A 25670-nucleotide genomic window follows, 5' to 3' on the forward strand; every position below is an offset into this window, starting at 1 on the left:
AGCAGAAAAGGCCAGACTTCGTGACACCCCTCCCCCAGACGCCGCTGCTCGACACGGTCAAGTTTCCTGCAGACCTGAGGATGATCGAAGACCGGGATTTGCCCCAGCTTGCGCGCGAAGTGCGTGACGAGATGATCGATGCGGTCTCCAAAACCGGCGGACATCTCGGTGCGGGTCTCGGGGTGGTCGAGCTGACGATTGCGATCCACAAGGTCTTCAACACGCCGGACGACAGGCTGATCTTCGACGTTGGACATCAGTGCTACCCGCACAAGATCCTCACGGGACGGCGCGACCGCATCCGCACGTTGCGCCAGGAGAACGGCCTGTCAGGCTTCACCCGCCGGGCCGAAAGCGACTACGACCCCTTTGGCGCCGCACACTCCTCCACTTCGATATCTGCCGGCCTTGGCATGGCGGTGGCCTCAGGCCTTTCAGGCTCGAAGCGCAACGTGATCTCGGTGATCGGCGACGGCGCGATGTCGGCCGGCATGGCCTATGAGGCCCTCAACAATGCCGGCGCGCTCGATGCGCGCCTGATCGTCATCCTCAACGACAACGACATGTCGATCGCACCGCCGACGGGCGCGATGAGCGCGTACCTCGCGCGCCTTGCCTCCGGCCGCACCTATATGGGCGTGCGCGAGATCGGCAAGAAGCTGACGGCCTATCTTGGCAAGGGCGTCGACCGCGCCATCACCCGCGCCGTGGAACACGCGCGCGGCTATGTGACCGGCGGCACGATGTTTGAGGAGATGGGCTTCTACCATATCGGCCCGATCGACGGACATTCGTTCGAACACCTGCTGCCCGTACTGCGCAACGTGCGCGACAATGCGCGCGGACCGGTGCTGATCCATGTCTGCACCCAGAAGGGCAAGGGTTATCCACCGGCGGAAGCGGCGCTCGATAAATATCACGGCGTCAGCAAATTCGACGTCATCACCGGCACACAGGCGAAGGCGAAGCCCAATGCGCCGAGCTACACGAGCGTCTTCGGAGAATCGCTCGTGCAGGAGGCCCGTCTCGACGACAAGATCGTCGGCATTACGGCGGCGATGCCGAACGGAACCGGCATCGACAAGCTGGCGGAGGTCTTCCCGGCGCGGACCTTCGACGTCGGCATTGCCGAGCAGCATGCAGTGACCTTCGCGGCCGGCCTTGCCGCCGAGGGCTACAAGCCCTTCTGCGCCATTTACTCTACCTTCCTGCAGCGCGGCTACGACCAGGTCGTCCACGACGTGGCGATCCAGGGCCTGCCGGTCCGGTTTCCGATCGATCGCGCCGGTTTTGTTGGCGCGGACGGTCCGACGCATGCGGGCTCTTTCGACACGACTTTCCTTGCCACCCTGCCCGGCATGGTGGTGATGGCGGCGGCCGACGAGGCCGAGCTCAAGCACATGGTGCGCACGGCCACAGCCTATGACGAAGGGCCGATTTCCTTCAGGTATCCACGCGGCGAAGGCGTTGGCGTCGAGATGCCGGAGCGTGGGCAGATCCTGGAGATCGGTAAGGGCCGCATCGTCAAGGAAGGCTCGAAAGTCGCGCTGCTTTCGTTCGGAACGCGTCTCAAGGAATGTCTGCTGGCGGCCGAGGACCTGGATGCCGCAGGGCTTTCCACCACGGTTGCCGACGCGCGCTTCGCCAAGCCGCTCGATCACGAGTTGATCCGCCAGCTTGTTCGGCATCACGAGGTTCTTGTCACCATCGAGGAAGGCGCGGTCGGCGGGTTCGGAGCGCATGTCCTGCAGTCCCTTGCCTCTGCAGGCTTGCTCGACAACGGGCTGAAGATCCGCTCCATGGTGCTGCCCGATGTCTGGATGGAGCAGGCGAGCCCCGATGCCATGTATGCGAAAGCCGGTCTCGACCGAACCGGCATCGTCGGCACGGTGTTCAATGCGCTCGGCCACAAGCAGGTCGGCATGGGTGCGGCGGGATAACGTCGCAACATCGATACTACGGATAGCAAACACGGCCGGGTTGAACCGGCCGTTTTTCATTCGAGCACTGCAGTCGTCTCAGAACTCTTCCCAGTTGTCCTCGCTCGGCTTTGCCGCAGCGGCGCCGCTGCCGAAGGCGGCGGTGAGCTTGCCGTGGAGAGCGCTGGCCGGCGACGGCGCAGGACGCGACGCGGCTGTTGCCGGCATCGGCGCGCGAGCCGGGACCGGTTTGGCTGCCGGCTTGCTGACCGGTGCCGCGACTGGCGCGGGCGCGGCGGAGGCCATGACCGGCTTCGATGGAGGTGCAAGAGGCGCGGGGCTTGCTATCCGCGGTGCAGCGCGGTTGGTCGCCTGGCTGCCGAGGTTGAACTGCCGCAGCAAGCTGTTCAGCGATTCCGCCTCGCTGGCGAGCGAATGGCTGGCGGCGGTCTGCTGCTCCACCATGGCCGCATTCTGCTGGGTTCCCTGGTCCATCGTGTTGACCGCGACATTGATCTCCTGAAGGCCGGTCGACTGCTCGCGAGTGGAGGTGACGATCGCCTTGATGTGTTCGTTGATCTCCTGGACTTCTCCGACGATGGCTTCAAGGGCCTGGCCCGTTTCACCGACGAGGGCGACGCCGGCATCCACCTGGTCAGAGGAGGTGGTGATCAGTGACTTGATCTCCTTGGCGGCATTGGCCGAGCGCTGGGCGAGCTCGCGCACTTCCTGGGCGACGACGGCAAAGCCCTTGCCTGCCTCCCCGGCCCGCGCCGCCTCGACGCCCGCGTTGAGGGCAAGCAGGTTGGTCTGGAAGGCGATGTCGTCGATCACGCTGATGATGTTAATGATCTCGCCGGAGGACTTCGAGATCTGTCCCATGGCATCCACCGCGCGGCGCACGACATCACCGGACTTCTCGGCACCCGCACGGGCCCGTTCGACACGCTGGCCGACGTCTTCGGCACGCTTGGCGGCATCCTTGACGGTGGTCGTGACCTCTTCCAGTGCTGCCGCCGTCTGCTCAACTGAGGCCGCCTGCTGCTCCGTGCGGCGTGCAAGATTGTCCGCAGCGACCCGTATCTCGTCTGCGCCAGCATTAATGGCCGAGGCGTTGGCACCGACGGACTGAAGCGCAGCCTGCAGCTTGGCAACCGCCTCGTTGAAGTCCACGCGAAGACGGTCGAGGTTACCGGCGAAGGGTGCGTCGATGCGATAGGCGACATCACCGTTGGAGAGGTTGGAGAGGCCTTTTGCAAGGGAATCGACCGCAAATTCCAACTGCCCTGCTTCGCGCGCCTTCAGCTCCTCATTGCTCAGCCGATCGCGCTCGGCCGCGGCACGGGCAGCTTCGCTCTCCCGCTCCAGGCGACGCTTCTCGATGGCGGCATCCTTGAAGACCGCGACGGCTTGCGCCATGCGACCGACTTCGTCGCCGCGGTTCAGTGCTGGAACGTTGATGTTGTTGTTTCCGCTGGCGAGCTGGGACATCGCGTGCGTCATGCCGACGATGGGAATGACGATGGCACGCGAGAGCGCCCAAACGAGGCCGGTGGCGATCACGCCTGCCGCAGCACCGCCGATCATGAGCGCCATCATGACGTTCCACTGCGCGTTTTCCTGCTCAGCCTGCATGGCATCCGTCAGCTTGATCACGTCCTGCTTGATGGTCATGGCCGCGTCACGGAATGCACCGAGCTGACCTTTCGACTGGCTTTTGCCGATCTCGACGATTTCCGAAACCGGTGCTTCCGTCGTCTTGCGTGCTGTCAGCTGGGGTTCGCTGAGCTCCTTGTGGAAGGCATCCGCAGCGGTGCGCATCTGGTCCAGCGAGGCAACCAGTGCGGGGCGATCGGCAGCGGCCTTCTTGGCTTCCTCGAGCTCGGCAATCATCTTCTCGCGCTCGGCGAACACGGCGTTAAAGGTGCTGTCGCTCCGGAACAGCAGATAGCCGCGCTGGTTGACCGCCTGTTCCAGCAGCGCCTCGAGCGCATTATCGACGTGATGCAGGATAGCGTTTGCCTTTGTCTGCTCGACCGAAGCTCGCGTCGCTTGAACGACCTGCCAAAAGACGCCCGCCGATGCCAGCAGGCAGACAGACATCACTGCAGCGAAGGTGCCGATTAGCTTTCTGTTCAGGGAGAGGTTTCGGAGGGCCATTTTTTCCGCCGGTAAACAGACTGAAATTGAACGACTGGTCCGAACTGATTTCGGACGTCGAAGACTGCGGCGCGAGGTCAGGGCGCTGCCGAGAAGGAATCGCATCTGCCTTAAAATTCCATTGAGAAAAGGATACAGAATTCCCTTTGCTGGATGCGGATACGCCTAAAATCCTTGCACATTTGACGAAAGCCAATCATGGAGACGCGATGTCGCCTGCCGCCCCTCAACGCCTCGACCAACTGCTCGTCTCAATCCGGCTTTTTGAGAGCCGATCGCGGGCGCGGGATGCTGTCATGCGCGGCACCGTCAAGGTGAATGGTCAGACTGTGACGAAGCCCGGTCAAGTCTTTCCCGCAGATGCGGTCGTGGAGATCGATGATCCGGCACAAAACTATGTTTCGCGGGCGGCGCTCAAGCTCTTCGCGGCGCTGGAGCACTTCCAGCTGACGGTTTTCGGGAAAGAATGCCTCGATGTCGGCGCCTCCACCGGCGGTTTCACGCAGGTCTTGTTGGAAGCTGGCGCAAGCCATGTGACGGCGGTCGATGTGGGGCACGGTCAGATGCATCCCCGCCTTGCCGACGATCCGCGCGTGACGAACCTGGAAGGGCTAAATGCGCGGGATCTGACGGCGGACGATCTTGAGGGCAGAACGCCGTCCGTGGTCGTCTCGGACGTTTCCTTCATCTCGCTGAAGCTCGCTTTGCCGCCCGCGTTGAACTTGGCCGAGCCCGGGGCCATATGCGTGCTGCTGGTCAAGCCGCAGTTCGAGGCCGGCCGAGAGGCGATCGGCAAGGGCGGCCTCCTGAAACGGCCGGAGACGGCTGAAGAGATCGCGGGCGAGTTGGAGCTCTGGCTGACAGAGGAAAGGGGCTGGACTAGCCTTGGACTTATTCCTTCTCCCATTGCAGGCGGCGAAGGCAACCAGGAATTCCTGCTCGCAGGACGGAAGACATGAGCACAGAAACCGTCACCATCTCGAAGCTTGGCGCAAAGGGCCATGGAATTGCGCACGGGCCGCAGGGGCCGATCTATGTGGCGCATGCCCTGCCGGGCGAAACGGTAGCGATCGCGCTAAACGGCAACCACGGCACGGTCATCTCCACCTCGGCAGTCTCCGAGGATCGGGCCGAGCCGCTCTGTCGCCACTTCGATCCGGACCGCGATGCCTGCGGGGGTTGCACGCTGCAGCACCTCGCCAGCGCTCCCTACGAAGCCTTCAAGCGTGATCTCGTCGTTGACGCGTTGAAGGCAAAGGGGATCGACGGGTTGGTTGCGCCGGTGGTCAGTTGCGCGGTCGGCCAGAGGCGCCGCGCCGTCTTTTCCGCACGCCAGACCGAGAAGGGGCTGCTGCTCGGTTTCAATCGTGCGGAAACCAACCATATTGTTTCGATCGAGGAATGTCCTATCGCCTCGCCCGGTATCTTGAGCGGGCTTCCTGCCATCCGTGCAGTTGCCGAGTCCTGTGCCGCCGGAGCAGACACGTTCCGACTAACCGTCACCGAAACCCTTACCGGGCTTGATCTCGCAGCCGAGGGGCTGAAGCCGCTGAACGAGAAGCAGCGTCGACGCGTCATCGAAACCGTTCTCGCAGCCAAGGGCGTTGCACGCGTATCAGCCAATGGCGAGGTGCTGGTGGAGCCGCAAAAGCCCCTCGTCGACTTTGGCGGCGTAGCAGTCTCCCCTCCACCCGGCGCCTTCATGCAGGCCACGAAGGAGGCCGAGGATGCGATGGCAGAGCTTTTGCTGTCCCACGTGGGCAAGGCGAAACGGGTCCTGGATCTCTTTGCTGGTTCAGGCACGTTCGCTCTGCGCCTTGCCCGCACCGGACGGGTGCATGCGGTGGAAGGGGAGGAAAAGCCACTGAAGGCGCTCGACCAGGCGGCCCGCAACACGCAAGGCCTCAAGGCGGTGACTGTCGAGAAGCGGGACCTGTTCCGGCGCCCTCTGACCACGCAGGAACTGAAACAGTACGATGCCGTCGTGTTCGATCCGCCTCGAGCGGGTGCGGAGGCACAGGTGAAGGAGCTGGCGCGATCAGGCGTCAAGAAGATCGCCGCTGTCAGCTGCAATCCCCTCACGCTCGCGCGAGACCTCAGAACCCTCATCGACGGCGGCTACAAGGTCCGCTCCGTGACACCTATCGACCAGTTCCTGTGGTCGACGCACGTCGAAGCGGTCGCCTTGCTGGAGCGGTAGCTTCAGCTTTTACGGCCCATGAATGCCTCGAAAGCTGCGCGGGCTTCGGCGCTGCGCAGCTGCTTGGTGAAGTGAACAAGCTCCTCGTCCATGCGGGCAAGGACGTCGTCGCCATTGCGGATGAGGCTGCGGGCGATCTTCAGGGCGTGCGGCGGTTTTTGCGCAAGCCTTGCAGCAAGTGCCAGCGTTTCGGCCTCGACCGCATCGGCTGGGACGACCTTCCAGATGATGCCTGCTTCGCGGGCCTGCTCGGCAGAAAATCCTTCGCCGGCAGCGAGAAGCGCAAACGCCCTCTGGTGGCCCATGATGCGTGGGGCAATGAGGCTCGAGGCCGCTTCCGGAACGAGCGCGAGATCGACGAAGGGCGTGCGGAACACGCTGCGGTCGGAGGCTAACGTCATGTCGCAATGCAGGTTGAGCGTCGTGCCGATGCCGATCGCCAGACCATCCACGCCCGAGACTAGCGGCTTATCACAGGTCGCCAGCGCCTGGAGGAAATCCACTGCCGCCGGGCGCCCGCCGTCGCCCATGGCATAGGCAAGGAAATCGGCCATGTCGTTGCCGGCGGAAAAGCATCCTTCGGTGCCGAGGAAGGCAACAGCACGAACGGAGGCGTGATTGTCCGCCTCGCGCAGCGCTACGGTCATCCGCTCGTACATCTCGGTGGTGATGGCATTCTTCTTGTCCGGCCGGTTGAACCGCATAACCATCACGCCTGGCTGCGCCTGGGGATGCTCGACAAGGACATGTTCGCTCATTGCCGTCGCCTCAGGCCAGAACCGCGCGTGCAGCTTCCAAGCTTGCCGCCCCTTCGACCACCTGCCGCTTCAAGGCAGAGGTCTCCGGAAGCAGATTCTCGGCTGCGAAACGGCACAATACGATGCGTTGATCGGACTTGCTATCGTCTGACGCGGCCAGAGCACCCTTGGCGAGATAGACGCCGGTCAGCACGAGGCCGAACAGGCGCTGGTACGGCGTTGCTCCCGCCAAAGCCTCGGAGTGCCGACCCTCCGACTGTGCCTTCAGGAGCCAGCCTGTCGCCGCCTCCAGATCGTCGATTGCAGCATGAAGGCGATCGGCCGTCAGGCCAAATTGCGTATCATTGGCCGCTTCGACGCGGCGCACGACCTCCTTCAGTTCGCTGATGAAGCCTTCGACCTGAGCGCCGGCGGAGAGCGGCAGCTTGCGGGTCACGAGATCGATTGCCTGGATGCCGTTCGTACCTTCGTAAATCGGCGCGATGCGCGCGTCCCGCAGATAGCGCGCAGCACCAGTCTCCTCGATGAAGCCCATGCCGCCATGGACCTGGACGCCGAGGGACGCCACATCGACGCCGACATCGGTGGAGTAGGACTTGGCGATTGGCGTCAGCAGGGCCGCCCGTTCCGCCCACACCCTGGCCTCCTCCCCTTCACCGTGGCGCGCCATGTCGAGCGCGTGGGCGCAGGCATAGCAGATGGCGCGGGAGCCTTGCGTGAGCGCCTTCATGGTCAGAAGCATGCGGGCGACGTCCGGGTGCTCGATGATCGGGCTCATGCCCGACCCACTCCAGCCAGGCGCCTTGCCCTGCGTGCGTTCGCGCGCATAGTCGATCGCCTTCTGGGTGGCCGCTTCGGCAATCGCAACACCTTGGATACCGACAGCGAGGCGAGCATTGTTCATCATCGTGAACATGCAGGCGAGGCCCTTGTTCTCCTCGCCGATGAGCCAGCCAATGGCGCCCTTCTCGTCGCCGAACTTGCCGTCGCCGTAGATCATGGTGCAGGTGGGAGAGCCGTGGATGCCGAGCTTGTGCTCGATCGAGTGACAGAACACGTCGTTGCGCGCACCGAGCGAACCGTCTTCCTTCACCAGGAACTTCGGCACGAGAAAGAGCGAGATGCCGCGGGTGCCGGCAGGGGCGTTCGGAAGCCGCGCCAAAACCAAATGAATGATGTTGTCGGCCGCGTCGTGCTCGCCCCAGGTGATGTAGATCTTCTGGCCGAAGATGCGATAGCTGCCGTCATCGCGGCGCTCGGCGCGGGTCTTCAGCACGCCGAGATCGGAGCCCGCATGCGGCTCCGTAAGGTTCATCGTTCCCGTCCACTCGCCGGAGACGAGCTTCTCGAGATACGTCGCCTTGAGTTCATCGCTGCCATGCTTGTGGAGCGACTCGATGGCGCCCATCGTCAGCGTCGGCGCCAGCGCAAAGGCCATGGAAGCGGAATTCCACATCTCCAGCGCGGCGACGTTGAGCATGTTGGGCAGGCTCTGGCCGCCGAACTCCTCCGGGCCCGTCAGGCCGTTCCAGCCACCTTCCCGCCACGATCGATAGAGATCTGCCCAGCCATCGGGAGTGGTCACGACACCGTCCGATACACGGGCACCCTGACGGTCGCCGGTTACACCCAGCGGCGCCATCTCGTTGGATGCGAATCTCCCCGCTTCCTCGAGGATCGCATCGACGAGGTCGCTACCGAGGTCTCCGAGCTTGCCGGTCTGCAAGGCGTCGGACAATCCGGCGACATGGTTGAGCGTGAAGGCTATATCTGCGACGGGGGCTTTGTACATCTGGCGATCCTCCTCATGACCGGCTGAGAGGCAAGTCTTGCGATCCTGCAGCATTTTCGCTTTTTACGTAAACGTAAATGTGCTTGTCAATCAGCGACGCGGCTTCGCTGACAGGATGGAACATGAAGAAGGCCCACGCAACGACGGCTGCGCGGGCCTTCAGGATCAGCTGATGATCGCTCAGTAATAGGGCGAGTAACAGGTCCGCCGGGGACCGTGATACGGCTGAAAAGTGTTGGAATAGCTGTCATACGAGCGGTAGCGCGCGCTGCACCATTCGTAGTGGCGCGGGTTGATGCCGCTGGCCCGATAAACCGGAGCCGGGACCGGATGCACGTAACGCGGCGGCGCGGCGATCGCACCGCCTATCAGAGCACCGGCGCCGAAGGCCGCCAGCGGGAACCAATAGCCATCGTGGTAGCGGTGACCATGCCTGTAGTGACGATAGCCGCGATGGCCGTGATAGTAGCCGCGGTGATATTCGCGGTGGCGGACCTGCGTTACGTCGGACTTTACGTCGGTGGCGGCCGCTGGCGCCGCAACAACCGGCATGGCCTGTGCCGGAACGACAGCACCGGCAATGACCGTTGCGGAGAGTGCGGCGACCGCGACCTGCCTGAACAGATTTAGCATCCTTGTCTCCATCTAAGTTGAACTGCCTGCGCTCCTGCTCACAGCGCTCGAAACGAGCGTTGGTTATTGGATCGCGATCACCCTAGGAAACCCAAGCTGAACCGCCCATCAACGCTGATCCTGGAAAAAAGCTCCGCACCAACAGAAAAAGCCGCTCCGTTCGAGGAGCGGCTTCACGATCGATCCTGAGGGATCAGGAATAGGGCGAGTAGCACTGACGGCGAGGGCCCTCATAGGGCTGATAGGTGTTGTCCGACGCCCGGTAGGAGCGGTAACGGTTTTCGCACCACTGGTAGTGCCGCGCGCTGAGGCTGCGGCTGGGGCGGGCCTGGGACGAGCTGCCGCCGATGATGGCCCCGCTTGCGAAGGCTGCAAGCGGGAACCAGAAGCCGTTGTAGTAGCGATAGCCGGGGCGGCGGTTGCGATAGCCGCGATAACCATTGTGGTAGCCTGCGCGATAGCCGCGGCGATAGTGACGCCGGTCATCGCGGCGATCCCACCGGCGGTCACCGCGATCGCGGTACTGAACGTCGGTTACCGTAGTATGGGCCGCAGCGGTCGGTGCCGAGGGCAACGGCATTGCCTGAACCGGGACGAAACTGGAGACCGCAATGGCGAAGGCTGCGGCCATGGTGGTGAAGCGAGAACTGAAAGCACGCATGGAGTTTCCTCTCTTGTCTTTTGTATCTGTCGACAGAACCGATGATCCAAGGGTTGGTTCCGTTTCCAGGTCGTGTTTCTTCACCGGCAAATCGAGAAGAGATACCAGTGCTTAACCATGTTCGGTTACCGTTTCTCTGAGATAAACAGGGAGATCTGCCGGTGCCGAGCAGCGGAAAGCTTCGCTATTACGACGCAACACCGGGAGCAGGCAGGGCGGGGAGCGCCGCCCCTCACTCCGAGTTTCTCCGCACTGGGCGGATCGAGCGGAGCTCACCTGAACGCCCCTCGCCGGGCAGACGCTATATCAGTGCGGAGGAAGTGGCTGAACGAACGGGGCGGATACTCACCGCAGCTGGCGAAACGACCTACCAGCGCATCAATTCCTTTCACCGTGCGATCCGCCTGCCCAAGGCGATCTTCTACCGCGTGTTCGATGACATCCCACATTTCGGCTATTGCCACGTGACAACCGCCAGCACCGCCTTCAAGGCGGAGGAGCCCGTGAACTGGTCCTTCTACATCGCCAACTTCTCATCCGAGATCAGCGAGACCTATCCGTTCTTCGAGCGCATTCGCAGCGGCAAGGGCCGGATGTATTTTGCCGTCGCGTTCGAGAAGGCACCGGGCGACATGTTCAAGATCGACCGCTCGCTGCGCAAGAACGGCCTGCTGTTCCGCACCAGCGATCCGCAGGTGGCTTTGCGCAACGTGCTGATGCTGGGTGCACCGAACGAGGCTGCGCGTTCTCTCGTGAGGCAGATGGACGGCTAACGATGGATTGCCGGCGACGGCCATTCCGCGCTAGGAACGGCGGCATGACAGCGAAGATCATCCATATCAGCGACGGGGCCGAGACAGCCATCGAAGCGGCGAAGGCGGCCCTTTCGAAGAGCCTTCCCGTCGCCATCCCGACCGAGACGGTCTATGGTCTTGCTGCTGATGCCACCGATCCGGTAGCGATCACCCGCATCTATGAGACGAAGGGGCGGCCCCGCTTCAACCCTCTGATCTGCCACATGGCAGATCTTGCGATGGCGGAGCGATACGCGATCTTCGATCCTGTTTCGCGCCGACTGGCGGAGCATTTCTGGCCAGGACCGCTGACGCTTGTTCTGCCGCTCAGAGAAGGCGGCGGCATTCATCCACTGGCGACGGCGGGGCTGGATACCGTCGGCATCCGCGTCCCCAAAGGGCTTGCTTCAGCTCTGATCCATTCGTTTGGCAGGCCGCTTGCCGCACCAAGCGCCAATACCTCGGGAATGGTCAGCCCGACCAGCGCTTTACATGTGACGGAAGATCTAGGAGAAAAGCTCGGTCTGATCATCGATGGCGACGCCTCGCCTGTCGGGGTGGAATCGACGATCGTGCGGGTTGAGAAGGATTGCATCCGGCTTCTTCGCCCGGGCGGCGTTTCGGCAGAAGCACTTGCGGCGGCCACCGCGCTGCCGATCCTGCGGCCGCAATCGCCTTCACCAACAATCGAAGCGCCGGGTATGCTCGCGTCTCACTACGCACCGACGGCGCCGGTCCGGCTCAATGCGAGGGACGTGGTCCCGGGCGAAGCAATCATCTGCTTCGGTGACACATCCACGCTCGACCTCGGGCAAGCCGCCCTCGTTCTCAACCTCAGCCCGAACGGGGATCTGCGCGAAGCGGCGGCCAACCTCTTCGACTACCTGAAAAAGGCGGACGCTGCCTCGGTCAATGGCATAGCGGTGACGCCGATACCACATGAAGGTCTAGGCGAAGCGATCAACGACCGCCTTACTCGTGCCGCCGCACCAAGGACTTGAGGACACGCGCAATGGACCGCCAGGCCACCCCTTCCGATCTTATTGGGCGCTTCGCCGCCATCGTGGGGGAAGCGAACGCCCTACGGGACGAGCGGGACATCGCACCGCGGCTGGTTGAAAACCGCGGACTCTACCGTGGCGCCTCCCCGATGGTGCTGAGGCCGGGATCCACGGAGGAGGTGTCCCGTATTCTTTCGCTTGCGACGGAAACACGAACACCGATCGTGCCTCAGACCGGCAATACCGGTCTCGTTGGCGGCCAAACGCCGAGCAGCAGCGGCAATGAGCTCATCGTCTCGCTGGAGCGGATGCACCGCATCCGGGATGTGGACCCGGTTGCCAACGTGCTTGTTGCAGACGGCGGCGCGATTCTTGCAGACGTTCAGAAGGCGGCGGCGGACGTCAATCGCCTCTTTCCCCTTTCGCTCGGCTCGGAAGGCACCTGCCGCATCGGGGGCAATCTCTCTACCAACGCAGGAGGTACCGCAGTGCTTGCCTATGGCAACATGCGCCAGCTCTGCCTTGGACTGGAGGTCGTCTTGCCGACCGGCGAGATCTGGGACGGCCTTCGACGGCTGAAGAAGGACAATACCGGCTACGACCTGCGTGATCTCTTCATCGGCGCGGAAGGCACGCTCGGCATCATCACCGGAGCGGTGCTGCGGCTATTCCCCCAGCCGGTGGGCCACCAGGTCGCCTTCGCCGGCGTTTCCTCACCCGCCGATGCGCTGCGCCTCTTCGAGAAGGCCTCAAACCTCTGCGGCACGGCGCTAACCGGTTTCGAGCTGATGCCACGCATTGGCATCGAGTTCACCACACGCCACATCGAGAGTGTCCGCGATCCGCTGTCGGAACCTCATCCATGGTATGCGCTGATCGACATTTCGACCTCCGACTCGGCGGAAACTGCCCAGACGATGGTCGAGGCGCTGCTTTCGGCCGGTGTAGAGGAAGGCATCGTGCGAGACGCCGTCATCGCCTCGTCCGTGGCGCAGCAGCAGGCGCTCTGGCACATGCGCGAGAGCATGTCGGATGCGCAGAAGCCGGAGGGCGGATCTATCAAGCACGACGTCTCCGTGCCGATTTCAAAGGTCCCGACATTCATGGAGCGTGCGGAAAGCGCGGTACTGGCGGCCATGCCCGGCGCCCGCATCTGCGCCTTCGGGCATCTGGGCGACGGCAACATCCACTACAACATTTCCCAGCCCGTGGGGGCGGACAAGACTGAATTCCTGGCTCGCTGGCATGAAATCAACGAGATCGTCCATGCCATCGTGCGTGACATGGACGGCTCGATCTCGGCGGAACATGGGATCGGCCAGTTGAAGCGGGACGAACTTGCGCGTATCCGCCCGCCCATCGAGATCGACCTGATGCGCCGCATCAAGTGGAGCTTCGACCCGGCTGGCATCATGAATCCGGGGAAGGTAATTTCGCTGTGAGAGGTTTTCGCTACTGTCGCAACTGCGACAGAGACCATAGCGTATCGGCGCTGATGCCCGAGTAGGCACTGGCACCAGTTAAGATGTCCACGGGAGACGGCCCTGTGGAGCCAGTCTCCAGGTCGTAAAGAATCGTGAATCGCTGGATCAACTTTTGCAGCTTCTGCGGATCGGACAGATCGGACAGGGTCAGGTGTTTTTCTATCAACTTCGCCTGCTGGTCCACATCCATGTTGGCCATTTCGCTTGGTAGGCTGAAGGCAATGCGGACGAACTCTGCCAGCGCCTCGTCGCCGATGATGCCGTAAGCATCGGTGATCGAGCCTGCCATTCGCTCAAAGTAGAGAGCGAGCCGAACGCCGGCGTTTTCATTGCCTTGTTCTGTTTCCAGCGTTTGCCGCAGGTACATTTGCTGCGTCTCGATCGTTTGGCCGAGGTTCTGGACTGACGCAGAGGTGTTACGATCAAGATTGCCACTGGCGTCGAAGTTGAAGGTTCCGAGAATTTCGGCGAAGCGGCTGTCCGTCTGCTGATTGACAAAGCTTTCTGGATCTTCCAGGTCCGAACCAAAGACCTGCCTTAGGAAATCATCTGTCACTGTTTGAGGATCCAGCCCCTTAGCCGTCAGTATAAAATCGACCAGCCTTCGATCGGCAAGGAGTTCATTGAGGGTTTTGATCCCTGCCATGGTGCTGGTGTAGTAGGAGGCCTCGGCATCCGCCTTCTCGCGTGCTGCCTCTTCCTCTGCACCTTTCAGGAAGCGAGTCTGCTGAACGATATACTCTTTCGCCGTCGCAGTGACTGTCGCGGGCGATTGCGCCTGGATTGGCGCTGTGACGCTACCGTCGCGCGTGAAGTTGAATGCCTGCGCAAGCGTAAGATAGCGCTCATCTTTTAGTCCGTACACGTAGCTTTTGGGATCCGACAGATCGCTTTTTAGGACATTCTTGAGTGTCAACATTGAAACTGAATCCGGATCAAGGCCGACAGCCTTGAGAGCAAATCCATAGATGGCTTCATCTGACAGGAAGTCGTCGATCGATTTGACTGCCGCCATTTCGGACTTGTAGAGGCTGATCGCTTTCTCGTCTGCCTCCTCCTGTTTGTCGTCATAGCGGCTGAAATAATTGTTCGCGGTCAACTGCGTCTGCGCTACAGTTTGCACCTGCGTTCCATTTACAGTTCCGTCGGTGTTGAAGTTGAACGCCTTCGCTAGCTCAATATACTGCGGCCTTTCCTCGGCATAGAGGTTAGCGTAGCTTTTCGGATCACTGAGATCGCTTGTCAGGATCTGCTCCAAAGTCGATTTGACCACGTAAAGCTCATCTAAATTAAATGCCTTGCGCACATAGTCATAGAGTCGTGGATCATCCAGAAGTTCATCAACGTTCGTCACTGCTGTAATCTTCTGTTCAAAATACTCGCGCTCTCGCAGTGCCGACTCGCGCGTTTGCCGAGGCTGGCCGAGCAGATAGAGATCAGTGGTTGCCGCCAGTTGCTGCTCCGTTTGGGCAGCACCCTTGGCAGACGTGCCGTCGGCAGCAAATTCAAAGGCGCCAGCGAGGTCGATGTGGGCCTGCGTGGACAGGATCGCCTTCTGATAACCCGCAATCTCCGCCTTCAGCGCTGTCTTCTTCTCGACATGCTCCGTTGCATTGTTGCCCAGCGCGGCAAGCTCCGCTTGCGTCGCACTCAGCTTCGCAGCCAGATAATCCATTTGGTCCTTGAGCACTGTGTTGGTGTAGCTGTTGGGATCGTCCTTGTCGCTGGTCATCGCCTGTCTGACAACATCATAGGAGTAGACGCTATCGTCGATGCCTAGCGCGCCGAATACGTACTGGCGCAGCCGGTCGTTCTGAAGAATGTCATCGACATTGTCGACCTGCGCTATCATCACCTTGTAGTAGCGCGTTTCCTCGGCAACCGCGTCTTCCATCGCCAGAATACTCTGGTCGTACAGCTCCAGCATATCCTCCTGCTGCGCCGCCGACTGTGCGATCGGCGTTGCCCCGGATGCGGAGAAACTGAAGCCTGCAGCAAACGTCTTATATCGTTCGTCGGTAAGCAGATTGGCGTAACTGTTAGGATCGCCTAGGTCACTCTCCAGGACCTTCTTCATGAAGGCCTTGGCGTAGGTCATCTCCTCTAGGCCGTAAGCCTTCATCGCATATGAGTACAGCCGATAGTCGTCCATGAATTCCTCAATGGTCGAGACCTTGCCGATATTCTCTTGGTAATACTGCGCCTCACGCGCAACCTGCTGATCCGAAGCAACGCGCTGCAGCGTCTTGAACATGTCGCGGTTGACGAGGTCGTAGCTGAGATAGGTCGAGACCATGGACTGAAGCTCCGCTCATAGTAATGCCGTTGCCATCATGGCGCCGGAGCCTTGCCCGTGGCTTTAGCGTCTTCCGCCATGGGACGTTCACCCTCTGGAAACCGAGTCGCCTCGGGTTTCGATAACCATCGACGGAGGCAAAGCTTCATTAACCGCGAATATTAAGCCGTCAGGCAGGTGACGGCTCGTATGGTCTGTCCATCAGAGGACAAAAGTCCCGTGGAGAAACCGGAAACGGCTCTCAGGTAAAACAAGGGTAGTATACACGATGACGAACACGGTTCTGAAGCCTGCCTGGGCAGGCTCCACCCTCAGGTTGGACCCCACGCGCTTTCCGCAGCAAGTGACCTACGCCCTGCGTGGCTCGTCCGAAGACGTCATGATCACCCTCGACGAGCGCGGCGCAGTGCTCCGAAAGGTCCTGCCTACGAGCGGCCTGCCTCTATCTTTTGCACTGCCGGCACGCGCCTTCAAGGGCGTCGCCGCCCGCGCCATCGATCATGGCGACGGTGAGGTCACCGTTACGCTTGAGCTGCACCACGAGGATCCCGAGCTCTGCATTCCGCTCTTGGTTGCGCACGACCTTTGCGACATTGCTGCCGATTGGCGCAGCTGGTCGGATGCCTTCCGCATCCCGATGCTGATGGTCGAGGCAGACGGTATCGCCCGGCCGCTGGAAAACCACCTCGGCGACGTACGCGCCCATGCCGCCAAGCCGCGCCGTCGCCATTCCTATTTTGCAAGCCGGCGCCCGCGCTTCCTGGTCCGTCGCACCACCGGCAAGCTCGGCGTGACGATGAAGATCGAAGGCAAGGAGATCATCGCGCGCCGCTGAAAGGTCCACCGCCGCCACGCGCTGATGCTGGAGCCCGGCCGCAAGCCGGGTTCCTGCGTTTCAGGCAAAGGGGATCGCGAGGACGAGGCCGGCAAAGATCACAGCTCCGACCCGGCTATTTGACTTGAAGAGCGAGAGGCACTGGTCCGAATCGTCGATGTCAAGAACGAGGATCTGCCAGGCAAACATGACTGCGGCGATCAGCAGCCCGAGGTAGGCAATGAAGCCTACGCCCGCTGCGGCATAGGCCAGTAGCAGTAGAAACAGCGTCGCTCCATACAGGCCGATCAGCCACCGCTTCGTGTTTTGTCCGAAGAGACGGGCGGTGGAGCGAACCCCCACCAACGCGTCATCCTCCTTGTCCTGATGGGCGTAGATCGTGTCATAGCCGATCGTCCAGGCGACTGCACCCAGATAAAGCCAGACTGGCGCCATTGCCAGGCCACCGAAGATGCCCGCCCAACCCATCAGCCCGCCCCAGGAGAAGGCCAGACCGAGGAAGAACTGCGGCCAATCGGTGAAGCGTTTGGCGAACGGGTAAACGGCAACAACCGCGAGCGAGAGGATGCCGAGGGTGATTGCGGAAGCGTTGAACTGAATCAGCACAAGCAGCCCCACCATCGCCTGGACCGCAAGAAATGCCTTTGCCTCAAACCGGCTCACGCGCCCGGACGGCAGAGGTCGTGAGCGGGTGCGGGCGACCTCGCTGTCGATTACGTGGTCGACGAGGTCATTATAGGTGCAGCCGGCGCCGCGCATCGCGACCGAGCCCGCAAAGAAGAGAAAGAGGTGGAAGACGAAGAGGCTAACCGAGAGCTGATCGAGATCCGCGGCATGGTTGGCCGCCAGCGCCGACGACCAGAAGCAGGGCCACATCAGCAGCTGCCAGCCGATCGGCCGGTCCCACCGCGCAAGCTGCGCATAGGGCCAGGCGGACCGGGGCAGAACCCGGTAGACCCAGTTTCCGGATGGCGCGTCCGCCACCCTGTCCTTCAAATGATCAACATTGCTCATTTCCGGTTTCTACAGGCGCAGAAACCGGCCGGTCAAGCGAAGGCTACACGGCAATCCTGTCTGGCCGTATCCGGCTTTCTTCCAATGCCTTCAATTCCGCTTCACGCAGCAGGATGTAGTCACGATTATCCGGCACCGCCGTCCGCTTCTTGACGATCTGCATCTGGAAGATGAAGAAGTTCTCGTGGGTGAAGGCCATTTCCGATGCCGCCAGATAGAACTCCCACATGCGCACGAACCGCTCGTCATAAACGGCTGCCGCCTTCTCCCTGTTGTCCATGAATCGCTGGCGCCAGTGACGCAGCGTATGGGCGTAATGCATCGGCAAGATCTCGATGTCGGAGACGAGCAGCCCGGCCTTCTCGACCGCAGGCATCACCTCCGAGATTGCTGGGATGTAGCCGCCGGGGAAAATGTACTTCTCGATCCACGGAGCATTATAGAGCGCAGGGTAAGGCTGGCCGATCGAGTGCAACACCATGACGCCGTCGTCGGCCAGGACGTCGTTCACCTTGTTAAAGAAGCGACGGTAGTTCAGCCGTCCGACATGCTCGAACATGCCGACCGATACCACCCTGTCATATTTCGTGTGCGGCTGCAGGTAGTAGTAATCCTGCAGCTCGAAACGCACGCTTTTGTTGAGTCCCCGCTTGGTTGCGCGCTCGCGGGAGATCTTCAGCTGCTCGGTGCTCAGCGTAATCCCGGTGACGTCGACGCCGGAAGCTTCGGCGAGATACATGGCCATGCCGCCCCAGCCTGAACCAATCTCCAGCACGCGCTGCCCCTCTTCGGCGAGAAGCTTGGCGGCGATGTGTCGTTTCTTGGTCAGTTGCGCTTCATCGAGCGAGATGCCCGGCGGATTGAAGTAGGCGCAGGAATACTGCCAGTCCTCGTCGAGGAAGAGCGAGAACAGCCTTTCGTCCAGATCATAGTGATGCGCCACGTTGCGGCGGTTGTGGTTGATCGGGACACGGTTGCGGAACTGTGAGGCGAGCATGCGCAGGATGCCGCGCCAGATCATTCCGAACGTCAGCCCCTCGCTGAGGGTGTTGTCCTTCACCAGCGCGAGGAACTCGTAGATGTCGCCTTCCTCGACCGTCAGCCGGCCATCCATGTACAACTCGCCAAGCTTGAGTTGTGGGTCAGCGTAGAGTTCCCTCTCTGCGGCTTCGTCGGCGAAGCGGATCACCACCCGCCGGTCGCCACCGCTGCCGAACTGCCTATCGCCGCCCGGGCCACGGACGATCAGCGTGCCATTCCTGATGATTTTATGAAGCAGAGTATTGAGGGACGAGGCCATAGACTCACCTCCGAGATACTGATCTAGCTCATTAATCCGGTTGAAGTTACTACCTGTCACAACAGAGACAAGTATTATTCTCCATCAAGAAAGCAGTTCAGGAGGGCGCCCGCGCAAGCGCAGCCGCCCTGGCTCTCGGCAAGTGTACACCTCAGCGTTTCTTCATGGCCTCCGCCAAGGCCGCACCCAATCCCCCCATCTGGCGCTCTGCCTTCTTTGCAGGAGCAGCACTACCGTAGCGAGAGGTATTCGCGTTGCTCCGGTTATCCCGCGTGGGAGCCGGCGCCGGCTCGCCTCCCTCCTTGCGCATCGTCAGCCCGATCCGCTTGCGCTTTACGTCCACCTCGACAACACGCACCTTCACCACATCGCCGGCCTTCACGACCTCATGCGGATCCTTGACGAAGCGGTCTGCCAGTTGCGAGACATGCACCAGCCCATCCTGATGAACGCCGATATCCACGAAGGCGCCGAAGGCTGCGACGTTGGTGACGGTGCCCTCCAGTATCAAACCGGGCTTCAGGTCGCTAATCTCGTCGATCCCCTCGGCAAAGGTCGCGGTCTTGAAGCTCGGACGGGGATCGCGGCCGGGCTTTTCCAGCTCGGCGAGAATGTCCTTCACCGTCGGCAGGCCGAACTGCTCGTCGACGAATCGCCGCGGATCGAGCTTCTTCAGGGCTGCGCTGTCGCCCATCAGGGTGCGCAGGTCACGACCGCAGGCGGCGACGATCTTCTTGGCGACGCCATAGGCTTCCGGGTGTACCGCCGAGGCATCCAGCGGCTCCTTACCGTTGGGAATGCGCAGGAAGCCTGCTGCCTGTTCGAACGTGCGATTGCCGAGGCGAGCAACCTTCAGGAGCTCCTTGCGGCTTTGGAAGGGGCCGTTCTGATCCCGATGGACGACAATGGCATCGGCAATCGAGCGGCTGAGGCCGGAGACGCGTGACAGGAGCGGTGCGGAGGCGGTGTTGAGATCGACGCCGACGGCGTTCACCGCATCCTCCACCACGGCATCGAGCGACCGCGACAGCTTCCCCTGGTCGACGTCATGCTGATATTGGCCAACGCCGATAGACTTCGGCTCGATCTTCACCAGTTCCGCGAGCGGATCCTGCAGGCGGCGGGCAATCGAGACGGCACCCCGCAACGATACATCCAGCCCCGGAAATTCTGCCGCAGCCGTTTCCGATGCGGAGTAGACGGAGGCGCCCGCCTCCGAGACAATAACCTTGGTCGGTTTCGGCGCCGTCAGGTTTGTCAGCATGTCGGCCACCAGCTTTTCGGTTTCGCGGCTGCCGGTGCCGTTGCCGATGGCAATCAACTCGATCTTGTACTTGCGCACGAGATTGGCAAGTTCTGCTTGTGTCCCGCGAACATCGTTACGCGGGGGAAACGGATAAACGGTGGTGGTTTCCAAGAGCTTGCCTGTGCCATCCACCACGGCAACCTTGACGCCGGTCCGGATGCCGGGATCGAGGCCCATAGTGGGCCGCGAGCCTGCGGGGGCGGCAAGGAGCAGGTCCTTGAGGTTGCGCGAAAAGACGTGGATCGCCTCCTCCTCGGCGCGCTCGCGCAGCTCCCGCATCAGATCGAGCGACAGGGAGGTGTTGAGCTTCACGCGCCAGGTCCAGCCGGCGACATCCATCAGCCAGCGGTCCGCCGGTCCCTTGTCGCCAATCTGGAAGGTAGCGGCGATGATCCGCTGCGCCGGTTTCACCGGTGACGGGTCGTCCTGGTCCACCTCGATCGAGAGCGTCAGAACTTCCTCGTTCCAACCACGCAGCATGGCAAGCGCGCGGTGGCCGGGGGCGGTCACCCAGCGTTCCGAATGATCGAAGTAGTCGGCAAACTTGGCGCCGGCTTCCTGCTTGCCTTCGACGACCTTCGCCTTCAGCATTGCGCCGTTGCGCATGTGCTGGCGCAGACGACCGAGCAGGCCGGCGTTTTCCGAGATGGTTTCGGCCACGATGTCGCGTGCGCCTTCCAGCGCCATCTTCACATCCGTGACCTCTCCAGCGACGTAACCCTCGGCCAGCTTGGCAGGATCGGCTGTGCGCTCCGCCCAGATTGCATCCGCCAGCGGACCAAGACCCCGCTCGCGCGCGATTTCTGCGCGGGTGCGGCGCTTCGGCTTGTAGGGAAGGTACAGATCTTCAAGCTCAGCCTTTGTCGCAGCACCGGCGAGTTTGCTGGCAAGCTCATCGGTCATCTTCCCCTGGGAATTGATCGACTCGACGATCGACACGCGCCGCGCCTCAAGCTCGCGCAGGTATACGAGCCGTTCGGAGAGCGTGCGAAGCTGCGTGTCATCCAGGCCGCCCGTCACTTCCTTACGGTAGCGGGCGATGAAGGGCACGGTGGCGCCTTCGTCGATCAGCCCGATCGCGGCGGCCGCCTGATCGGGACGGGCGTTGATCTCCGCGGAAATCACGGCGGCAAGGGAGCGAATATCGGCGGCCATGGCAGTCTCTCTCGTTTCGGAGGCGCGACCATAGTCAAACTTTGAGGCAAGGCAACGTGGAGGAAGCCCGATTCCACAAGTTGCACGCTTGACCTTTGCCGCCCCTCCCCTTAACCGCCGCACAAGGCAAAAAGAGAGGGCGTGACATGAAGGTTCTGCTGATCGGCTCCGGTGGCCGCGAACATGCGCTGACCTGGAAGCTTGCCCAATCACCAAAGCTTACGAAGCTTTTCGCCGCACCGGGCAATCCGGGCATCGCCGAACATGCCGAACTTCTTCCGCTGGATATCGACGACCACTCCTCGGTCGTCGCCTTTTGCCGCGACGCAGCAGTGGATCTTGTGGTCGTCGGTCCGGAAGCGCCGCTGGTTGCGGGACTGGCGGATCGATTGCGCGAGGCGGGAATTGTTACCTTCGGGCCATCGGCTGCCGCAGCACAGCTGGAAGGCTCCAAGGGGTTCACGAAGGATCTCTGCGCCCGCTACGGGATCCCGACCGGCGCTTATCGCCGCTTCACCAATGCTAACGAAGCGAAGGCGTATGTCATCGAGCAGGGAGCGCCAATCGTCATCAAGGCCGACGGTCTGGCCGCCGGCAAGGGCGTGACCGTTGCCATGATGCTAGATGAAGCGCTTGCCGCCGTCGACGATTGCTTCTCCGGCGCCCTCGGCTCCGCAGGTGCGGAAGTTGTCGTAGAGGCCTTTCTCGACGGCGAGGAAGCGAGTTTCTTCTGCCTGTCGGACGGCAAGACGGCACTGGCGCTTGCGACCGCGCAGGACCACAAGCGTGTGGGCGACGGCGACACCGGGCCGAACACCGGCGGCATGGGGGCGTATTCGCCGGCACCTGTGATGACGCCGAACATGGTGGACCGCACCATGAAGGAGATCATCGAGCCGACCATCCGGGGCATGGCGGAAAGCGGCCATCCTTTCACCGGCGTCTTCTTTGCCGGACTGATGATCACTGCCAAGGGTCCCGAGCTCATCGAATACAATGTCCGCTTCGGCGACCCGGAATGCCAGGTGCTGATGATGCGGTTGAAAAGCGATCTCCTGCCGCTGCTTCACGCTGCGGCTACCGGCACGCTCGAGCAGGCTGAGGCCGAATGGTCAGACGACGTCGCGCTGACCGTGGTCATGGCGTCGAACGGCTATCCCGGATCCTATGAGAAGAACACGCCGATCGTCTCCCTTCCAACGACCGGTACTGACGAGAAGATCTTTCACGCCGGCACCGCGATGAACAACGGGCAGCTGGTGGCGACGGGCGGCCGCGTCCTGAATGTGACGGCAACCGGCGCCACCGTGGCCGACGCGCAGGCGAAGGCCTATGCTCTGATCGAGCTTGTCGATTGGGAAAACGGTTTCTGCCGCCGGGATATCGGCTGGCGTGCCATCGCTCGCGAAAACACCTGAGCCGTTCATTCAATTTTTACCAGTCCTGCTGACGGGATGGAAACGGTCTGGCGCTACACCTCTCACATCATGAGAGGAGTCAAGCCATGCGTTTTCTGCTGACGAGCGCCCTGATCCTGGCGAGCTGCCCGACCCTAGCGTCATCGCTGACGCTGGTTATCACCCACGGCGGCAATGGCAGCGTCGTTATGAAGAGCTGTAGCGACTGCCCTCCCCTGAAGCCGAAGGACGAAGCGTCCGGCTACAAGGTCCCCGTCCTTGAGCCGGGTGTGCAAAAGACTGAGGTGGTAGAGATCGGTGGCGAGAAGAAGGTGCTGCGCACCGAAGCTTGGCTGGGCGGATCGCCCGTCGTCTATGTCAGCAAGGTCCATGACTGGACATTTGCCAACAGCTCGATGCTCGCGAGCTCGAGCCGGGACGGCATAGACCGTCAGGCTCTGGTCGGATCGGTGGAAGCAGACATGTCGTCTGCCGCAGACCCCGCACAAGAGCCGCAGGCGCTCAATCTTGCTACGATGCAGCTGCGACTGAACTGACGCGCTTCAGTCCGCCGCAATCGACGGACTGATGGTCACCTGACAGGGGCTTCCGCCCTCAGCCTGCGATCTTCGAGAAGTCGGCGACGGTTGCCGTTGCCTCGCGGATCGCCTTCAGCAGCGCGAGACGATTGGCGCGGACTGCGGTATCCTCGTCGTTGACGAGCACATCCTCGAAAAAGCGATCGACCGGAGCCCGCAGCTTTGCAAGAGCTTCCATGGCCGAGCGGAAGTCTTCCTTGGCGATCGCCTCGGTTGCTTCGCCGGAGGCCGCCTTGATTGCTGACCACAGCGCCTTCTCGGCGTCGAGCTTCAGCAATTCCTCCGAAACGCCGTCGGCGACGACCGTGCCCTTCTTTTCCTCCGCAGCCAGCAGCTGCACCGCACGCTTGGTGCCGGCAAGAAGATTTCGGCCCTCTTCCGAGGTGATGAAGGCGGTCAGCGCCTCGGCGCGGCGGGCGACCATCAGGAGGTCGTCGGCTTCCGGCGTCAGCACGGCGTCGATGATGTCGTGGCGGGCGCCCTGGTCGCGCAGATAGACCTTAAGGCGGTCGTGGAAGAAGGAGAGCAGGTCCTCCACGGTCCGGGCAGAGGGATCGACGACGGGGAAGGTCTCGTTGATGTAGCTGTTGTCCGCCAGAGCCTGCGCCTTCTCAGATCCCTCAACGCTCATCGGCGACACGGTGGGAGCCCCTGCGTCTCCCGGCATTGCCGCCTGCAGCACCGGCAGCAGATTGAGCCGCACGTTGCACTCCAGCAGGATGCGGACGACGCCAAGGGCCGCCCGGCGAAGCGCGTAAGGGTCCTTTGAGCCGGTCGGCTTCTCGTCGATTGCCCAAAAGCCGGTGAGCGTATCCAGCTTGTCGGCCAGTGCGACGGTGATCGACACCTTGTCGTCGGGCACGCGGTCGGACGGGCCCTGCGGCTTGTAGTGATCCTCAACGGCGGCAGCGACCGAAGCGTCCTCGCCCTGAAGTGCCGCATAGCGGCGCCCCATGAGGCCCTGCAGCTCTGGAAACTCTCCGACGGCTTCGGTGCGGAGGTCGGCCTTGGCGAGCACGACCGCCCGATCGACCAGCTTTGCATCTGCATGGATCATCTCGGCGAGCTTAGCCGCAAGCGACCTGATGCGGGCGACGCGCTGCCCCTGCGTCCCAAGCTTCGCATGAAAGGTGACGTTCAGTGCGTCGAGCTTCGCCATGCGCTGATCGAGCGGCTTCTTGAGATCGAGAGCGAAGGTCTTGGCCGATGCTTCCAGTTCCTGGAGATCCGGCAGATTGCCCTGGTCTCGTGTCCAGAAGTGCTTGGCATCCGACAGGCGTGCGCGCACGACCTTGCCGTTGCCGTGGATGATCTCTTTGCCGCCGTCCTTGGCCTCAATGTTGGAGACGAGAATGAAGCGGTTGGAAAGTCTTTCCTCTCCCTGCAGGCGGGCGACGAAGCACTTCTGGTTGGTCTTGATGGTCAGCCGGATGATCTCCGTTGGGATTTCAAGATAGTCCTGCTCGAACTCGCCCATCAGCACATGCGGCCATTCGACAAGGCCCGACACTTCTTCCAGCAGGCCCTCGTCCTCGACCAATTCCAGACCGTTGGCGAAGGCCAGATCGCGGGAATCGTGGAGGATCACGTCCTTGCGGCGCTCCGCATCCAGCATGACCTTCGCCTTCTCAAGGCTCGTCACATAATCGTCGAAGCGGCGCACGGTGATTGGCTCCGGCGCGTGAAAGCGATGCCCGTAGGTAACGTTGCCGGCCACAAGGCCGTCGATCTCGAACGGAATGACCTGCGTCTCGTCATGCTCGGGACCGAAGACGCAGACGATGGACTGCAGCGGTCGGACCCAGCGGAGGCTTTCCGATCCCTTGCCGTCGACGCCGCCGAATCGAGCGCCCTTTGGCATGGAGGCCGCACCCCACCGCATGGACTTCGGCCAAGGGAAGTTGCGAATGATGCCGGGCATGACGGCAGCGATGACCTCTTCCGCCGCTCGCCCGGGCCTGGAAAGCACAGCCAGGTAGAAGTCGCCCTTTTTCGGATCGCTCACCACCTGCGCTTCCGCGACGGACGACAGGCCCGCCTTGCGCAGAAAGCCCTGCACCGCCTGCTCCGGCGCCTTGGTGGAGGGACCCTTGATCTCCTCGCGCTGATCCGCAGAACGCGCCGTGAGGCCGCGGACATCAAGCGTCAGCCGACGCGGCGTCCAGTATTCGCGCGCACCCTCGTAAGTCAGACCTGCCTCGACCAGTGCATCGGTGACGAGTTTCTTCAGGTCGCCGGCAGCCTTGCGCTGCATGCGGGCCGGGATTTCCTCCGAGCGGAGTTCAAGAAGCAGATCAGGCATATGGTCAACTTTTCAGTCAATTTCACACAGATGGCTTAGCGTGCCGAGGCTCTAGCAAGCCAAC

19 protein-coding genes are annotated in these 25670 nt (G+C 61.9%); 9 read left to right on the forward strand and 10 right to left on the reverse strand.

The window, feature by feature from the left end; all coding sequences use genetic code 11:
• Positions 1-20 precede the first annotated feature (20 nt).
• On the forward strand, positions 21-1940 hold the full coding sequence (gene dxs, locus MUU54_RS01615) for a 1-deoxy-D-xylulose-5-phosphate synthase (RefSeq protein WP_247242255.1): 1920 nt from the start codon (positions 21-23) through the stop codon (positions 1938-1940).
• Positions 1941-2018: 78 nt separating this feature from the next.
• On the opposite strand, the gene MUU54_RS01620 is transcribed toward dxs, so the two are convergent.
• On the reverse strand, positions 2019-4079 hold the full coding sequence (locus tag MUU54_RS01620; RefSeq protein WP_247242256.1) for a methyl-accepting chemotaxis protein: 2061 nt from the start codon (positions 4077-4079) through the stop codon (positions 2019-2021).
• Positions 4080-4288: 209 nt separating this feature from the next.
• Here MUU54_RS01620 and MUU54_RS01625 point away from each other — a divergent pair, with 209 nt between their 5' ends.
• Both MUU54_RS01625 and MUU54_RS01630 read left to right on the forward strand, forming a co-directional pair.
• Positions 4289-5038, forward strand: a complete 750-nt coding sequence (locus tag MUU54_RS01625) for a TlyA family RNA methyltransferase (protein ID WP_247242257.1) — start codon at positions 4289-4291, stop codon at positions 5036-5038.
• Positions 5035-6279, forward strand: coding sequence for a class I SAM-dependent RNA methyltransferase (locus MUU54_RS01630; RefSeq protein ID WP_247242258.1), 1245 nt, complete (start codon positions 5035-5037; stop codon positions 6277-6279). The genes MUU54_RS01625 and MUU54_RS01630 overlap by 4 nt, the downstream gene beginning before the upstream one ends.
• A 2-nt stretch (positions 6280-6281) precedes the next feature.
• Here MUU54_RS01630 and MUU54_RS01635 read toward each other — a convergent pair whose 3' ends face one another.
• The 4 genes from MUU54_RS01635 to MUU54_RS01650 form a co-directional block, all read right to left on the reverse strand.
• Positions 6282-7037 carry a crotonase/enoyl-CoA hydratase family protein gene (locus tag MUU54_RS01635; RefSeq protein WP_247242259.1) on the reverse strand — a complete coding sequence of 252 codons (756 nt, stop codon included), beginning with the start codon at positions 7035-7037 and terminating at the stop codon, positions 6282-6284.
• A 10-nt stretch (positions 7038-7047) separates the two neighbouring features.
• Positions 7048-8829 carry an acyl-CoA dehydrogenase gene (locus tag MUU54_RS01640; protein ID WP_247242260.1) on the reverse strand — a complete coding sequence of 594 codons (1782 nt, stop codon included), beginning with the start codon at positions 8827-8829 and terminating at the stop codon, positions 7048-7050.
• Positions 8830-9009: 180 nt separating this feature from the next.
• Positions 9010-9462 (reverse strand): BA14K family protein, encoded by a 453-nt coding sequence (locus tag MUU54_RS01645; RefSeq protein ID WP_247242261.1) that lies wholly within the window; start codon positions 9460-9462, stop codon positions 9010-9012.
• A gap of 193 nt (positions 9463-9655) precedes the next feature.
• Positions 9656-10123: a BA14K family protein gene (locus tag MUU54_RS01650; RefSeq protein WP_247242262.1), complete on the reverse strand. Its 468-nt coding sequence runs from the start codon at positions 10121-10123 to the stop codon at positions 9656-9658.
• Positions 10124-10284: 161 nt separating this feature from the next.
• Here MUU54_RS01650 and MUU54_RS01655 point away from each other — a divergent pair, with 161 nt between their 5' ends.
• The 3 genes from MUU54_RS01655 to MUU54_RS01665 are packed head-to-tail and all read left to right on the forward strand — an operon-like array spanning position 10285 to position 13360.
• The gene (locus MUU54_RS01655) at positions 10285-10896 is read left to right on the forward strand and encodes a DUF6656 family protein (RefSeq protein WP_247242263.1); all 612 of its coding nucleotides are present in this window, start codon (positions 10285-10287) and stop codon (positions 10894-10896) included.
• Positions 10897-10940: 44 nt separating this feature from the next.
• Positions 10941-11918, forward strand: coding sequence for an L-threonylcarbamoyladenylate synthase (locus tag MUU54_RS01660; protein ID WP_247242264.1), 978 nt, complete (start codon positions 10941-10943; stop codon positions 11916-11918).
• An 11-nt stretch (positions 11919-11929) separates the two neighbouring features.
• The gene (locus tag MUU54_RS01665; RefSeq protein WP_247242265.1) at positions 11930-13360 is read left to right on the forward strand and encodes an FAD-binding oxidoreductase; all 1431 of its coding nucleotides are present in this window, start codon (positions 11930-11932) and stop codon (positions 13358-13360) included.
• Positions 13361-13370: 10 nt separating this feature from the next.
• Here the strand turns inward: MUU54_RS01665 and MUU54_RS01670 are convergent, their stop codons facing one another.
• Positions 13371-15698, reverse strand: coding sequence for a DUF1217 domain-containing protein (locus MUU54_RS01670; RefSeq protein WP_247242266.1), 2328 nt, complete (start codon positions 15696-15698; stop codon positions 13371-13373).
• A gap of 268 nt (positions 15699-15966) precedes the next feature.
• On the opposite strand from MUU54_RS01670, the gene MUU54_RS01675 reads away from it, so the two are divergent.
• Positions 15967-16533, forward strand: coding sequence for a DUF6101 family protein (locus tag MUU54_RS01675; protein WP_247242267.1), 567 nt, complete (start codon positions 15967-15969; stop codon positions 16531-16533).
• A gap of 60 nt (positions 16534-16593) precedes the next feature.
• Here MUU54_RS01675 and ubiA read toward each other — a convergent pair whose 3' ends face one another.
• The 3 genes from ubiA to MUU54_RS01690 all read right to left on the reverse strand — a co-directional run bounded on the left by ubiA (position 16594) and on the right by MUU54_RS01690 (position 21308).
• The gene (gene ubiA / locus MUU54_RS01680; protein WP_247242269.1) at positions 16594-17547 is read right to left on the reverse strand and encodes a 4-hydroxybenzoate octaprenyltransferase; all 954 of its coding nucleotides are present in this window, start codon (positions 17545-17547) and stop codon (positions 16594-16596) included.
• 43 nt (positions 17548-17590) lie between these two features.
• Complete coding sequence (locus MUU54_RS01685; protein WP_247242271.1) at positions 17591-18847, reverse strand: cyclopropane fatty acid synthase; 1257 nt, start codon at positions 18845-18847, stop codon at positions 17591-17593.
• Between the two features lie 151 nt (positions 18848-18998).
• Positions 18999-21308 carry a Tex family protein gene (locus tag MUU54_RS01690; protein ID WP_247242272.1) on the reverse strand — a complete coding sequence of 770 codons (2310 nt, stop codon included), beginning with the start codon at positions 21306-21308 and terminating at the stop codon, positions 18999-19001.
• Between the two features lie 146 nt (positions 21309-21454).
• Between MUU54_RS01690 and purD the strand changes: the two genes are divergently transcribed.
• Complete coding sequence (purD, locus tag MUU54_RS01695; RefSeq protein ID WP_247242273.1) at positions 21455-22726, forward strand: phosphoribosylamine--glycine ligase; 1272 nt, start codon at positions 21455-21457, stop codon at positions 22724-22726.
• Positions 22727-22812: 86 nt separating this feature from the next.
• Complete coding sequence (locus tag MUU54_RS01700) at positions 22813-23262, forward strand: plant virulence effector HPE1-like domain-containing protein (protein ID WP_247242274.1); 450 nt, start codon at positions 22813-22815, stop codon at positions 23260-23262.
• Between the two features lie 58 nt (positions 23263-23320).
• Here MUU54_RS01700 and glyS read toward each other — a convergent pair whose 3' ends face one another.
• On the reverse strand, positions 23321-25606 hold the full coding sequence (glyS, locus tag MUU54_RS01705; protein ID WP_247242275.1) for a glycine--tRNA ligase subunit beta: 2286 nt from the start codon (positions 25604-25606) through the stop codon (positions 23321-23323).
• Positions 25607-25670: the final 64 nt, after the last annotated feature.

The organism is Pseudorhizobium tarimense, from assembly GCF_022968135.1.
Lineage (GTDB): Bacteria > Pseudomonadota > Alphaproteobacteria > Rhizobiales > Rhizobiaceae > Neorhizobium > Neorhizobium tarimense.